The organism is Streptomyces sp. NPDC040432 (assembly GCF_055595445.1).
Genome location: NZ_JBVIVP010000016.1, coordinates 13,373 through 28,298, shown reverse-complemented (window position 1 = coordinate 28,298; position 14,926 = coordinate 13,373). Strand labels below are relative to the sequence as shown.

Genomic DNA, 14,926 nt, shown 5'->3' with positions numbered 1-14,926 from the left:
CAGGGTCGGAACGGCCGTGAGGTTGGCCGGATTTGAGTCCGGAAAATGCCGAAGCCCCCGCCTGATCCGGACCGCCCCATCCGGGAGTTTTCCGCACCGGCTATGTCCCACTGTGGGAGGATCTGCCGGTCGGAACCAACGAAAGAGGCCACGATGCGACGAGCCCGTTTCCGCACAATCCTGACCGCGTCCGCCCTGGCAGCGGCGTCAGTGGCCGCGTCCCTGGTCGCGGCGCCGACCGCGCAAGCTGCCGGGAAGTCCTGGGGGCCGATCCACGCCCGCGTCTCCGCCGGAAACGTCGCCTCCGCCAACGGGGACTTCGCCAACAACGGCGGCGTTTACGCCACCGTCGGCGCGAACTGGCGTGACCTGCGGGCCGGGGATGGGGATCCGGTCTACGTGGAGGCCGAGTTCTTCTTCCTCAAGAACGGCAAGTGGGAGAGCGCCGGGTCCAGTCAGACCTTGCGTACCGACACCAGCGCGTCCGGTTCCCTCTCCCGTCGGTTGCGCCACGACGCGCACGGGGCGCGCGCGGTGATCAAGGTGTGTGTCGACCGGACGCGGTGGGCGGACCTGTGCTCGTCGGAGGCGGTCGTCTCGTTCAGCTACTGACTCCGGGAACGACGAAGCTCCCGCCGGCCGGCCGGACGGCGCGGTGCCGGGGCGGGGCCTTGCGATGGGCGGGATCAGTCCCAGCCGCTGAGACCGGTCTGGCCGGGGAACAACTTCTTGCAGTCGTCGAAGCGCCAGGAGTTGCTGCTCGACTCGTTCTCGCAGCGCTGCCGGTCGAGGAAGGCTCCGCCGGACCTGGCGGGCCGCCCCGGCCGGGCCCAACAGATCAACCTTGACCTACTCACGGCGGCTCCGGGCTCCGCCACCGCCAACGACTGGACCCTCATCGACGTCCACGCCCGCATCCCGGAGTACCCGGCCGACGACGAGTTCGCCCAGCGCTTCCCGTGGTTCGGGGACCACTGAGGGGGAGAGAACTCCGGCTTCGTGTGCGTCATGGCTACGACGGCGGCGAGCCGGTCGGCTACGCGTGCGGAGCACCGCTCACCGACGGCTGGGAATGGTGGCGGGGGCACCTCGACCCCGTGCCGGAGAAGACGGTGACGTTCGCGGTGTCGGAGTTGATGGTGCTGGCGAAGTGGCGCAAGACCGGCGCGGCCGAGCGGCTGCACACGACACTCCTGGACGGCCGGCTGGAAGCCTTGGCCGTGCTGCTCGTGGACACCACGCACCCGAAGGTGCAGTAGGCGTACGAGGGGTGGGGCTACGGCAAAGTCGGCGAGCAGCAGCCATACCCTGACTCCCCCGCTTACGCCGTCAAGGTCCGCCCCTCCCTGCATAACTTGACGGGGGTACGCCTGGGGCGGCATTCCACCGCTGCGCCCGCACGGCATCCCCGGAGCATCCCTGCGGGCGCGGGGTCGACAAGTTCGTCGACCCGGACGACCTCGACCTCCACGGACCATCCACGCGGGCACGGGTCGACACCCTACGCAGGTCAGCGCTACTGGATGGACAACTTCATGACGCAGGTCCCGAGATCGTCGGCCTCGACGATCCCCGGTAGCGAGCCGCCCTCACGCAGGGGCGTGACGTAATGGGTCGCGATCACTTCGGACAAACATCAGCCCAGGCTATCCGGCACCGGGCCGCAGGCCGTCCACCAACTTCCCTTCTCTCATGCGCGCGTTGAAACGCCATAGACAGTAAAGAGTAAGCAAATATTTTCCCAAAGCCATGGTGCTGCCGGGGGCCGTCCACAGGTCCGCCTGATAAGGAGCGCCCCCTCAACGGGCCATGTAACCCGCCCTCTTGTCGCGGATGCCGCTACTCGCAGGTAACGACGGCCCGTCCGAGGGCACCTCCGGGCTCCCGGGAGGAGTCTTGACTTCCCTTCGCAAGATCCATTGCATTCGGACGTTCGTATCGTTCCTGTTCTTCTGGGGGATCCTCACGTGGGGTTTTTGCCCGATCGCAGACGCATGCCCGGCCGGCGTCGCGTCTTCACACGCATCACAGCACTGGGGGTGCTGTCCGGCGTCGCCCTCTCCGGTGTGGCGCCGACGGCCGCGACAGCGGATCCGGGCGCGCGCAGCGCGACCTCCGCGGCCGGTGGAGCCGGCTCCGACCAGGCCGGCTCTCCCGAGTCCCTCGCCGTCGCGGAGGCCCGCCGCAGCAACAAGGACGTCGGCGTCCCTTCGCTGCGGACCGAGACGAGCGACGTGTCGGCGAAGCCCGACGGGACGCTCCTGGCGACCATCCACACCAAGCCCGTCCGCACCCGCAAGGACGGTAACTGGCAGGACATCGACACCACGCTCCGCAGCACGCCGTCCGGCGCCCTCGCGCCCGGGGCCACGCTCACGGACCTGGAGTTCTCCGGTGGCGGCGGCGACCGGCCGCTGGTGCGGATAGGCCGGGCCGGCAAGGAGCTGGCCCTCAGCTGGCCCCGGCCGCTGCCGCGGCCCGTCGTCGACGGGGCCACCGCCGTGTATCCGTCGATCCTGCCCGACATCGACCTGCGGATGACTGCGACGGAGGGCGGATTCACCCAGTTCTTCGTCGTCAAGACGCCCGAAGCCGCGAAGAACCCGCAGCTGAACCAGCTGACGCTGGACATGTCGGCCAAGGGCCTGACCATGCGCCGCAACGCGGACGGTTCGGTGGCCGCGGTGGACACCGCGGGCGGCGGCACCGTCTTCGAGGCGCCGAGGCCCGTCATGTTCGACTCCTCGGGCGGCCTCCCGCAGAGCACGGCCCTGCCGCCGGTACCGGACCACGTCTCCGGTACCCAGCCCGAGGCCGCCCGGGCCGGGAAGGCCATGAGCGCCCCGTCAGGGCGGCAGAGCGTGCTCGTCGCCGACGACGCCGCGCACGCCGCCCCCGTCGGGCTCACCATTGCCGACGACCAGAAGTCCCTGGTACTGACGCCGGACCGCGCGCTCCTGGACGCGCCCGGGACGGTCTACCCGGTGCTCATCGACCCGAACCTGGACACGCCGAAGGCCGGAGCCTGGGCGGGCATCTCCCGCGCCTGGCCGGGCAACTCCTACTACAAGTTCGGGGGCGACTTCGGCACGGGCTACTGCATCGACGCGGCCTGCGCCTCCAACGATCTCAAGCGGGTGCTCTACTCCATACCGGTCAAGGGCCGCTCCTTCGTGGGGAAGAACATCCTCTCGGCGAAGCTGAACGTGTGGGAGACCCACTCCTTCAGCTGCACGAAGAAGCCGCTCCAGCTGTACGCCACCGGCCGCATCGGCACCGGTACGAACTGGTCCAACTCCAGCTCCCCGGCGTTCTGGTCGCAGCACCTCCAGACCATCCAGGCAGCCCGTGGCCACACCAATTGCGCCTCGGGCTATGTGGAGTTCGGCGGATCCACCTCGAAGACCCTGCGGGACAAGTTCCAGCAGGCCGCCAACGGCGACTGGGTCGACGTCACCCTGGGACTGAAGGCGGAGAACGAGTCGGACGGGTACGCCTGGAAGCGCTTCAGCGGCACCGCGTCCGTCCAGATCGGCTACAACCTGCCGCCCAAGCAGCCGCAGATGAAGGACCTGACCATGTCCCCGGGGTCGGTCTGCTCCAGCAGCACCCTCCCGATCACCAAGCACCCCCAGGTCACCGCCAAGGTCTTCGACCCCGATGGCGACAAGCTGGGCGTCCAGTTCGCGGCCGCGTGGAGCGACAGCGCGGGCGTGTTCAAGCGGCGCTGGTGGTCGACCGGTGCGGAGGGCACGGCCCCGTCGTCCGGCACCTTCAAGGCCTCCGGCTCCCTCTTCTCGGTCACCCTGCCGGCGGCCGTGCCGAAGGAGACCACCGTCGGCTGGGAGGCCCGGGCCTGGGACGGCAGTGAGTGGAGTCCGTGGAGTTCCACGGGCACCACGCCGACCGACTGCTACTTCCGGATCGACACCTCGGCTCCCGTCGGGCCGGTCGTCACCTCGTCCGCGTTCCCCGGCTCCACCGATGCCCAGGCCGAGCTGCCCTGGACCGACGGCGTCGGCAAGTACGGCACGTTCTCCTTCGACACCGCCTCCGCGGACGCGGTGAAGTACCAGTACGGCCTCGACCAGTCGCCCTCCAGCGCCCGCGAGGTGGCCACCACCGGCGGCGCCGCCCGCTCGGTGAACCTGCTGATGACCACCGACGGTCCGCACTTCCTGTCCGTCCGGGCCATGGACGCCGCCGGCAACGCGTCCGAGAACACCACTTACTACTTCAACGTCCTCAACGGCCAACCGCAGCGCGCGGGCTGGTCCATGGACGCCGACGCCGACGCCCTTCCGGGCGAGGGCGGCAACCACCCCGCCACGCTGGCGGGAGGCGCCGTCCCGGGTGTCCCCGCCGTCCGCGGCGAGGGCGTGACCCTGTCCGGCGCGCTCGCCGCCGACAAGACCCCGACCGACCACCTCAGCACCGCGGGCGCGGTCCTGGAGACGGACAAGAGCTTCACCGTCTCCGCCTGGGTCAACGCCGCGGAGGTCGCCGGCAACTCCGCCTCGGCGGTCAGCCAGAGCGGCCGGGTCCAGCACGCCTTCGGGCTGGGCCTGCACACCGGCAAGTGGACCCTGCAGATGCCGTCCGCGGACGCGGTCGCCATCCCCACCTGGGCCATGGCCACCTCTGCGACCGCGCCCGTAGCCGGCGAGTGGACCCATCTGACCGGCGTGTACAACGCCCAGGCCAAGACGGCGACCCTGTACGTGAACGGTGTCGCCGGCACGCCGGTGACCGCCGTGACCGCCTGGTCGGCTCGCGGCTCGCTGGAAATCGGTCGGCTCAAGTACCGCAGCGCGTACACCGACGCCTGGAAGGGCTCGCTGGACGACATCCGGGTCTGGGACCGCGTCCTGAGCCCGGCCGAGGTCACCGCAGCCAAGGACGGCGCCGTCGTCACCGGCCCCGGCGCGAAGGCCGTCTGGTCGCTGGACGGCACCGGCCCCGAGATGGCCGGCCGGTCCGAGGCAGGCGCCGCCGTGCCCACCGGCACCATCGAGACGGGCGTGCCCGGAGTGTCCGGCAAGGCCGTGCGATTCGGCGCGAACGGGTACGCGGACGTCAAGGGCCCGCAGGTCGACGGCACCCGCAGCTTCGCCGTCTCCTCCTGGGTGAAGCTCCCGGCCATCGCGGCGGGCGACACCGTCCCCAGAATGGCCGTCGGCCAGACCGGCGCGCAGAACAACGAGTTCTCGCTGTACTACTCGGCCGCCGACAAGAAGTGGAAGTTCGGCCGGTACAAGGCGGACACCGCGGACGCCCAGCTCGTCACCACGTGGCAGCCGGCCTGCACGGCCGGCACGAAGGTCAACGGCGCTCCCTGCTTCAGTACGCCGAACAACGAATGGACTCACCTGGTCGGCGTCTCCGACTCCACGGCCCAGAAGATCCGGTTGTACATCAACGGATACCTGGTCAGCGAGACCGCCTACACGCAGACCACTCCCTGGAACGGCAAGGGGAACCTGCGCATCGGAGCGGTCGGCCGCGCCGGTGGCGCGAGCGAGTTCTTCACCGGCGGCACGGTGGACGACGTACGGCTCTTCGACCGCGTCCTGACCGGCCCGGAGATCCAGGACATGGTCCAGCAGCGGCCGCAGCTGGTCGGCCGGTGGAAGTTCAACCAGGCCCCCGGCAACGTCACTCCCGGGGAGCCCGCGGGCGCCGCCGGGGCCACCCTGTACGGGCAGGCCGCGATCAACCCCGGCGGCGGTGTTATCGGGACCGGCAGCCTGAACCTCAACGGCACCACCGGGTACGCGGCCACCGCCACCGCCCCGCTGCGCACCGACGAGAGCTTCTCCCTCGCCGGCTGGGCGCAGACGGCCGGATCGCCCGAGCGCGACATGACGGTGCTGTCGGTCGCAGGTGCCAACGAGAGCGCCCTCACCGTGGGGTGGAAGTTCAACAAGATCGTCGACGGCCAGGCCACCGGCTGGTGGCAGGCCACGGTCGCGAACGCCGACGGAGCCTCGGCCACGCACACCAGCGTGATCCACACCTATGACGCGTCCCTGTTCCTGGAGAACTGGAACCACCTTGCGGTCGTCTACGACGGGTTCTCCGACCAGCTCACCCTGTACGTCAACGGGAACCTGGAGAACCAGCTCTGCCCCGACGACGGCAGCGCCCCCGGGTGCACCGACCACGTCTCCTGGGCGGGAGCCCCATCTGCCTTCGTCGCCGCCGGCGGCATCCAGTTCGGCCGGACCCGCACGGGCGGGCAGTGGAAGAACCACCTGTCCGGCGAGGTCGACGACATGTGGGCCTACCAGGGCGTGCTGAGCCACGCCCAGGTGATCATGCTCTCTGCCCTGGGCGACGAGCTCGACACCAAGTCCCCCGGGCTGTAGGCCCGCCACCTCCCGTCCCCCCGCTCCGTCCGGCCCCGCGCCGGTCGGAGCGGGGGGCTCCACTTCCCATCAGTCCGTCCGGGCGCGCGCCCGGACGGCACATCGAGGATCCTTACGTGAGCTTCCCCATCCGCCGCAGACGCGGACGCGGTACGGCACGCATCGCCGTACTCGTCAGCGGCACGGTGCTGGCCACCTTGCTGCAGGCCGTGCCCGAGACGCCGGCCGTCGCCAACTCCCAGGCCCCCGCGGCCCGCTCGCACGAGCGTCCCGTCAAGGGCACGTCGAGCACCGCGGTCAAGGGCCGCAAGACCGCTGTTCCCGCACCGCCCCCCAAGCCGAAGGTCACCTGGCCGGCGAAGGCCTCGGCCACCGCCGTGCTGTCCACCCCCACCACCCCCGCCCCGGCCTCCCCCGCCGCGGCCGCGCCTCTGCGGGCCGGCAAGCTGCCGGTACTGCTGTCCGCGGCCGCTGCCGGGGCCCCGGTGGAGTTCGCCCGCCCGGCCGCCGGCGCCCCGGCTCGCGCCTCGGCGCCGTCCGCACCCCCCGTGGCCGTCACGGTCGAGGTGCTGGACCGCGCCGCCGCCAAGAAGGCCGGCGTGGACGGGGTCCTGCTCACCGTCGGCCGCGCCGACACCGGCTCCCGGGCCTCCGAGGTCGACGTCGCGCTGGACTACAGCGGTTTCGCCCGGGCGGGCGGCGCCGGCTACGGCGAGCGGCTGCGCCTGGTGCAGCTGCCCGCCTGTGTCCTGACCACGCCCGACCGGCCCGAATGCCGTACCCAGGCCCCGCTCGACAGCGTCAACGACGCCGAGAAGGGCCGGGTCGGCGCCAAGGGCGTCACCCTCCCGGCAGGCTCGGCCGCAGGCGCCCGTACCGCCTCGAAGAGCGCCCTCGGCGCCGGCGGCGGTGCCATAGTCCTGGCGGCCGCCCCGGCCGCCTCCGGCCCCTCCGGGGACTTCACGGCCACCCCGATGGCCGCCTCGGGTCGCTGGAGCACCGATCTCAACGGCGGTTCCTTCGCCTGGAGCTACGACATCGGCGTCCCGCCCGTCCCGGGCGACCTGAAGCCCGGCATCGGCCTCTCGTACTCCTCCGCCTCCATCGACGGACGCAGCGCGAACAGCAACAACCAGTCCTCCTGGGCCGGTGACGGCTTCGGCATGGGCCAAGGCTTCGTCGAGCGCGCGTACAAGCCCTGCGCCGACGACGGGGTCGAGAACAACGGCATCAAGCCGGGTGACCTCTGCTGGGCCTACGACAACGCGACGATCAGCTTCGACGGGCACTCCGGCGAGCTGATACCCGTCGGCGCCGACGAGTGGCGGGTCCAGGGCGACGACGGCACCAAGGTGGTCCGCGTCCGCGACTCCGCGCGCGGCAACGGCGACAACGACGGCGAGTACTTCAAGGCCGTCACGCCCGACGGCACCCAGTACCACTTCGGCTACAACCGCCTGCCCAACTGGGCGGCCGGAAAGCCGGAGACCAAGTCGGTCTACACCGTGCCCGTCTTCGGCGACGACGCCAACGAGCCCTGCCACGCCGCCACCTTCGCCGCGTCCTGGTGCCAGCAGGGCTGGCGCTGGAACCTCGACCTGGTCGTGGACGCCAAGGGCAACGACATCACCTACTGGTACAAGCCGGAGACGAACTCCTACGGCCGCAACATGAAGGCTGCGGACGACACCCCGTACGAGCGCGGCGGCACGCTGGAGCGCATCGAGTACGGCCAGCAGAAGGCCGACATCCACTCCGCCACGGTCAAGCCGATGGCACGCGTGACCTTCGGTACCACCGGGCGCTGCCTGGAGTCCGGCACGGTCTGCGACTTCGCCAAGATCGACGCCAATCGCCAGTACTGGTACGACACGCCCTGGGACCGGAACTGCAAGGCGGGCACGGACTGCGACAAGGGCCGGTTCTCCCCGACCTTCTTCACCACCACCCGCCTCGACACGATCACCACCCAGACGCTCCAGGCCGACGGCACCTACAAGGACACCGACCGCTGGAAGCTCGACTACCACTGGGGCACCGCGGACAGCGACTACCAACTGCTGCTGTCGTCGGTGCAGCACACGGGCCTGGCGGCCACCACACCGATCGCCATCCCGAAGACCACCTTCTCGTACACCCCGATGCCGAACCGCCTCGACAAGGACGGTGACGGGCGCCTCCCCTTCCACAAGAAGCGCCTGACGACCATCTCGGACGAGTACGGCGGCCAGATCGACGCCAACTACTCGGCCCCCGCCTGCTCCTGGTCGAGCCTGCCGACTCCGCAGGACAACAAGACCCGGTGCTTCCCGGTCAAGTACCAGCCGATCGACACCCAGCCGGTGACGAACGAGTGGTTCAACAAGTACGTCGTCGACACGGTCATCGCGACCGACCGCACCGGCGGCGCGCCGGACACCATGACGAAGTACACCTACCTGGGCGGAGCGGCCTGGCACTTCGACGACGACGACGGCCTGACCCGCGAGAAGCTCAAGACCTGGTCGCAGTGGCGCGGGTACGCGCACACCCGCGTCGAGACAGGCTCCAACCAGGCGTTCGTCTCGCAGGAGGACCACTACTTCCTGCGGGGCATGGACGGCGACCGCAGCGACCCCTCGGACAAGGCCAAGAAGCGCTCCGTGAGCGTCGCCGACGGCGAGGGCACCACCCTCGTCGACGACGAGGCCTGGCGCGGGTTCGAGTATCGGACGGAGGAGTACGACGCCCCCGGCGGGAAGATCCTCCAGAAGGAGGTCAAGACCCCGTGGAAGAAGCAGACCGCCGAGCGCGTCCGCGACTGGGGCACGACCACGGCCAACATCACCAACGTCGGCACCACCCGCTCGTTCGTCTCCCTGGACAAGGGCGCGGGCAGCGCTTGGCGTGAGGTCAAGGTCAACACCCCCGAGTTCGACAGCCGCGGACGGGCCACCGCCTCCGAGGAACTCGGCGACGTGGCCAACACGACGGACGACAGGTGCACCCGCACGACGTACGCCGACAACCCCGCGGTCGGGATCTTCAACGCCCCCGTGCGCGTCGAGACGGTCGCCGGCGACTGCGCCAAGGCCGTCAACCGGGTGACCCGCGCCGACGGCACCTCCGACGTCCTCTCCGACGTCCGCACCCGCTACGACGGCCAAGGCCACGGCGCCGCGCCCACCAAGGGCCTGGCGACCACCATCGGCGTGCTCAAGACGCGCTCGGCGACGCAGGCCGTCTACCTGGACAACACCACGACGTACGACGTCTACGGCCGCCCGCTGAAGGTCACGGGCCTCGCGTCGACCAGCGTCCACAACCCGGCGAACGAGTCGGCCGCGCCGACGACCACCGCCCACCCGCAGGCGCACGTCAGCACCACCGTGTACACCCCGGCCACCGGTCGCCCGACGTCCATGAAGTCGACGACCCCGCCGGCGACGGCGGGCGTGGCGGCCACCGCCCAGACCACGACGACCACCTTCGACGCGGGGCGCGCCCTGCCGGTATCGGTCGTGGACACCACCGGGCGCCGCACGGACATCGAGTACGACGCCCTGGGCCGCACCCGCAAGGTGTGGCAGCCGAACCGCTCGAAGGTGAACGGCCAGAGCCCCAACGCCGAGTACCGGTACAGCACGGCGGAGGGCGGCATCGCCTCGGTGGCGAGCCTCACCCTGAACAACGACGGCTCCCAGGACGCCGAGTACACCCTGTACGACGGCTTCGTCCGTCCCCGCCAGACCCAGAAGCGGGCCGCCGAGGGCGGCATGGTCCTCACGGACACGTTCTACGACGCCATGGGCCGGGCCGCGCTGAGCTACTCGCCGTACTACGCCAAGAAGGCGCCCTCCGGGGCCCTCTTCAAGGTCGAGGACGCCACCGGCGTCGAGACTCAGACCGCGGTCGAGTACGACGCGATGGGCCGACCGACCAAGTCGACCCTGCTCAAGGGCAACGGCGTCGGGGTTCCCCTGGCGGTCACGCGCACCGAGTACTCCGGCGACCGGGTCAGCGTCACGCCCCCCAAGGGCGGAGTCGCCACCACCACCCTCTCCGACGCGCTCGGCCGCACCACGGAGGTCCGCACCCACAAGGAGGCCACGCCGACCGGGCCGTACGACAGCACCCACTACCAGTACGCGCCCACCGGCGCGCTGGCCAAGCTCACCGACACGGCGGGCAGTGTCTGGAGCTGGAAGTACGACCAGCTCGGACGCCAGATCGAGGCGGTCGACCCGGACAGCGGCACGTCGGTCAAGAAGTACAACGACCGCGGCCAGAACACCTCTGTCACGGACGGCCGGCTCAAGACCGTCGCATACACGTACGACAACCTGTCCCGGCAGCTGGAAAGCCGTGAGGGCTCGGCCACCGGACCGCTCCTGACGTCCCAGACCTGGGACCCCGCCGGCGCCCAGGGCAAGCTGGCCTCCGGCACGCGTTACGCGCGGATCAACGGCGCGACGTACGAGTACAAGAACACCTTCACGAACTACGACGCCCTGTACCGCCCCGGCCGGACCACGCTCACCGTGCCCTCCGTGCCCGGGCAGGAAGCCCTGGCCGGCACGTACACCACCGCCGGCACCTACAACCTGGACGGCACGCAGAAGACGGCCTCCTACCCGGCGGCGGGCAACCTCGCGGCCGAGTCCCTCGCCTACACCTACAACGACCTGCGCCAGGTCACCGGCATCAGCGGCAACCTGGGCGGCTACCTCTCCGGGCAGACGTACACGCTGACCGGCAAGTCGCTGCAGACCACCCTCAAGGCGGGCGGCCAGGACACCTGGATCACCGACGCCTACGAGTACGGCACGCAGCGACTCGCGAGCCGCCGCACCGACCAGTACGGCATCGCCCAGGCCGTCAGCGCCGTGACCTACGGCTACGACGAAGCGGGCAATGTCAAGTCCATCAGCGACGTGTCCCGCGTCGGCACCGAGACCCAGTGCTTCCGTCACGACCACCTGGCGCGCGTGACCGAGGAATTCACCTCCAAGAGCACCCAGTGCCCGCCGTCGCCCACTCCGGCCGAGATCGGCGGCCCGGCGCCGTACTGGAACAGCTACACCTACAACACCGACGGCACCCGCAAGACGGAAACCCGCCACGACCTGACGGGGAACAGCGCCAAGAACAGCCTGCGCACCTACTCCTACCCGGCGGCGGGAGCGCCCCGCCCGCACGCGCTGTCCGGCACGAGCTCCAAGACCGGCGCCGACCCCGCGGTCGTGGAGTCCTACGGCTACGACGACTCGGGCAACACCGTGACGCGCAGCCTCAAGCCGGGTCCCGGCGCCACCAGTGAGCAGAAGCTGGACTGGGACGTCGAGGGCCGCCTCGTCAAGCTGGAGGACAAGGCCACCCACCCCACCGAGGGCACGGCCACGAAGACGACCGAGTACGTCTACGCGGCCGACGGCACCCGCCTGGTGGCCCACAGCAAGGACAACTCCGACCCCAACGCCGAGCGGACCACGCTCTACCTCGGCACCACCGAGCTCGTCCTGCGCAAGGGCGCGGCCAAGCCCGCGGCCACCCGCTACTACCAGCTGGGCAGCGCGACGGCCGTGCGCAGCGACGACGGCACCGTCTCCTTCCAGGTCAGTGACCACCACAACACCGGGACGGTCAGCGTCGACGCGGTGTCCGGCGCGGTGGACCACAGGCGGACCATGCCGTTCGGCGCCCCGCGGGGCAAGGAGCCGACGGCCTGGGCCGGCTCGAAGGGCTTCGTCGGCGGTACCGACGACGCAACCGGTCTCACCCACCTCGGGGCACGCCAGTACGACCCGTCCACGGGCCGCTTCATCAGCCCGGACCCGCTGCTGGAGGCGGAGAAGCCGCAAACCCTCAATGGCTACGGGTACGCGGGGAACAACCCGGCGACCTTCGCCGACCCGACCGGCATGTCGTTCCTGGACTGGGTCCTCGACCTGATCCTCAGCACGCCGTGGTGGAAACTGCTCACCCAGGGCCGCAAGATCGTGAACACGATCGTCACCGCGGGGCGTGCGGTCTCCTCCGGAAAGGCGCACATCAAGGTCACGCCCGGCAAGCAGCAGTGCCACTACGCCATGGGCATGAACCAGTGCTCGACGGTGGGCAAGCCGCAGTACAAGCTGGTCTACGGACCGCCGAAGGCGCCCGAGCACCAGCGTTCGAGCAGTTCGAGCGACGGCAGCGGCTACCCGGCCTGCAAGGAGTGCATGGCGCAGCAGGGCAATCCCGAGGTCGTGAAGGAACTCCTGATCGCGATGTGCGGCTGGGTTCCGGTCCTCGGCGCCGGCTGCGACGCGTACGACGTCAAGCGGTCGGCGGACGAGGGGGACGTCGTCGGCGCCACCGCCGGCGTGGTCGCCTTCCTTCCCTTCGGTGACTTCCTCAAGCTGGGGCGGCAGTACAAGCGCCTGGAGGACGCCTTCTCGGCGTGCGAGTGCTTCACCGCGGGCACCAAGGTGCTGATGGCCGACGGTTCCGCCAAGAACATCGAGGACATCGCGCTCGGCGACCAGGTGCGCACGACGGACCCGGAGTCGGGTGAAACCGGGGTCCGCAAGGTCACCAAGCTCATCACCACGGAGACGGACCGGCACTTCAACGAGCTGTCCCTCGCGACGGACAGCGGTGTCGAGAAGCTCACCGCCACCCATGAACACCCGTTCTGGTCCCCGTCCCGGCGGGCCTGGGTGAACGCCGCGGCGCTCACCGCGGGGACGACCCTGCTCACCGAGTCCGGTGACACGGTCCTCGTGACGGCCAACCGGGCGTTCACGCAGCGGGCGAGGACGTACAACCTCACGGTCGACGACCTGCACACGTACTTCGTGTTCGCGGGCACCACCCCGGTGCTGGTCCACAACTCGAAGTGCAAGATCGGCTTCTCGGACGACACGGTCGGCGACGCCTTCCAGGGGATGAACAAGGGCGGCGGCCACGCGATGCGCTACTTGATCAAGGACGGCTTGCTGCCGAACAAGGGCAGCGTCGAGTCGCAGCGCAAGATCTTCGAGGAGAAGTTCTCGCCCAACCTGACCAATCCGGACCAGACCTTCGACTGGAAGATCGGAGGCACCCAGTCCAAGGGCTTCGCCAAGACCGTCGACGGGAAGATCGTGGTGCTGTTCGTGGCGAAGGAAGGCCCCCACCAGGGCAAGGTCCTCTCCGCCTTCGCCCCGACTCCGGAGAACATCGAGAAGTGGGGCCTGAATTGAGCGAAGTACAGGAAGCCATCTCCTGGAGCGGGCCGGCCACGGTCCTCGTCTTCGTGATTGGTGCCGGTGACACACCGCTGCCGCGCGAGGCGTTCCACGTGGCGGGGCTGGTCCCGGACGATTTCCTCCCGTTCCCGCTGGAGTCCGCGCCGGAGCCGCTGGAACGGCTCGGGGTGGTCTCGTACGACCTGACGTTCGAGGACACCGCTCTCGACCTGCGGGACTACACGCGGGCCTGCCTGGAACGCGTGTGCGCGGACGGTCCGGCCGTGGCCTGGGCCGCCTACGAGGGGGCCTTCCACTACGACCACATCCTCACGCCGGACGTGGCCGAGCAGGTGTACGGCTACTGCGTGAGCGGCGCCGGACCCGTGGTCGAGTGGGACGGGGACGTCCTGCGCGGTGAGGACTGGAAGCACCGCGTCGCCGGGGTCCGCGCGGCCCTGGACCGGCTGGTCGCCGGCGCCGCGTAGCAGCGCGGCGGATCGACGTACCGGAGGGCGGTCCCCCACTGGGGCCGCCCTTCGGCGTGCGCGCCCTGTTCAGGATGCCGGGGGCGTCCACTGGGTGAGGTGTCCCCCGGAGCGTGGACACGGGGGGCATGCTGCCCGGGCGCATCACCCGGCGCACAGAGGGCGCACTATCCTCCTTACCGCTGCGCCGAGCTGGAACCCGCGGCGACGGAGCGTGGACCCCGCATGGCGGTGACACGCCAGATTCCGCCCCATGGATGCAGGAGATTTCATCGCTGTCGGTTCCATGGTCGTGGCGGTGTTGGCCGCCGGTATCAGCTTGCGGCAGGCCAGGCATGCGGTCAGGTCAAGGCCGCCGAGGAACAGGTCGCCGTCGCACGGGAGCAGCGGAGCAAGGCCCGAGGCAAACGGAAAACACGGACCGGGGGCGCCCGAAACTGGCACCCCCGGTCCGTGTCCAACCTCAGGCGGCGGCGGGCGTCGCCCAGTACGCGGGAACCCAGGCACGCTCCTCCGCCGCGTCCCGCCCGATCTGCGGGACGCTCTCGACCGCCAGCCAGTTCTGCGCAATGGCCGGGAATTCGATTTCCAACTGCGGCATCAGCATCTCCTTTCGTCAGCTCCCCCCTGGAGCGACGTCGTCAGGATCTCCGAATACGGTCCCGACCTTCATGGGGCAGCTGTCCCGTCGTTGTCCCGAGGCAGTCCCGGGCAGTCCCGTGGCAGTCCCGGGCAGCCAATTCACTCCCCGAGACCGGTCGCCGATCGGTCAGGACCTGGACGAATCCGATGCCGCGCCGGTGGATCCCCGGCACGGTCAACCGGCCCGGCATCTGATCCCGGGCTGCGGCGACTTCCGCCGGGAGCATCGGAGGCCATT

Annotated in this window: 7 protein-coding genes and 1 pseudogene; 6 read left to right on the top strand and 2 right to left on the bottom strand. The window is 70.2% G+C overall.

The annotated features are described in order from the left end of the window. Nucleotides 1–153 precede the first annotated feature (153 nt). The 3 genes from ACZ58N_RS27080 to ACZ58N_RS27070 all read left to right on the top strand — a co-directional run bounded on the left by ACZ58N_RS27080 (nt 154) and on the right by ACZ58N_RS27070 (nt 1,259). Nucleotides 154–612 carry a hypothetical protein gene (locus ACZ58N_RS27080; protein ID WP_471161486.1) on the top strand — a complete coding sequence of 153 codons (459 nt, stop codon included), beginning with the start codon at nt 154–156 and terminating at the stop codon, nt 610–612. Between the two features lie 117 nt (nt 613–729). Continuing rightward, nucleotides 730–978 carry a hypothetical protein gene (locus ACZ58N_RS27075; protein ID WP_471164815.1) on the top strand — a complete coding sequence of 83 codons (249 nt, stop codon included), beginning with the start codon at nt 730–732 and terminating at the stop codon, nt 976–978. 23 nt (nt 979–1,001) lie between these two features. Next, nucleotides 1,002–1,259, top strand: a complete 258-nt coding sequence (locus ACZ58N_RS27070) for a hypothetical protein (RefSeq protein ID WP_471164812.1) — start codon at nt 1,002–1,004, stop codon at nt 1,257–1,259. Nucleotides 1,260–1,525: 266 nt separating this feature from the next. On the opposite strand, the pseudogene ACZ58N_RS27065 reads toward ACZ58N_RS27070, so the two are convergent. Next, a pseudogene (locus ACZ58N_RS27065) lies at nt 1,526–1,633 on the bottom strand (HipA family kinase); the annotation flags it as partial. A gap of 361 nt (nt 1,634–1,994) precedes the next feature. On the opposite strand from ACZ58N_RS27065, the gene ACZ58N_RS27060 reads away from it, so the two are divergent. From ACZ58N_RS27060 to ACZ58N_RS27050, 3 genes are all read left to right on the top strand, one after another. Further along, nucleotides 1,995–6,368 (top strand): LamG domain-containing protein, encoded by a 4,374-nt coding sequence (locus tag ACZ58N_RS27060; protein WP_471164810.1) that lies wholly within the window; start codon nt 1,995–1,997, stop codon nt 6,366–6,368. A gap of 116 nt (nt 6,369–6,484) precedes the next feature. Continuing rightward, on the top strand, nt 6,485–13,573 hold the full coding sequence (locus ACZ58N_RS27055; RefSeq protein WP_471164807.1) for a polymorphic toxin-type HINT domain-containing protein: 7,089 nt from the start codon (nt 6,485–6,487) through the stop codon (nt 13,571–13,573). After that, entirely contained in the window at nt 13,570–14,046 is a 477-nt protein-coding gene (locus ACZ58N_RS27050) for a hypothetical protein (protein WP_471164805.1), read from the top strand. The genes ACZ58N_RS27055 and ACZ58N_RS27050 overlap by 4 nt, the downstream gene beginning before the upstream one ends. Nucleotides 14,047–14,509: 463 nt before the next feature. On the opposite strand, the gene ACZ58N_RS27045 is transcribed toward ACZ58N_RS27050, so the two are convergent. Further along, nucleotides 14,510–14,647, bottom strand: coding sequence for a hypothetical protein (locus ACZ58N_RS27045; RefSeq protein WP_471161533.1), 138 nt, complete (start codon nt 14,645–14,647; stop codon nt 14,510–14,512). Nucleotides 14,648–14,926: the final 279 nt, after the last annotated feature.

Excerpts from the sequence above, each read along its gene's own strand:
- ACZ58N_RS27060 (WP_471164810.1), top strand. The coding sequence starts at position 1,995 with ATGCCCGGCCGGCGTCGCGTCTTCACACGCATCACAGCACTGGGGGTG.
- ACZ58N_RS27080 (WP_471161486.1), top strand. The coding sequence starts at position 154 with ATGCGACGAGCCCGTTTCCGCACAATCCTGACCGCGTCCGCCCTGGCA.
- ACZ58N_RS27045 (WP_471161533.1), bottom strand. The coding sequence starts at position 14,647 with ATGCCGCAGTTGGAAATCGAATTCCCGGCCATTGCGCAGAACTGGCTG.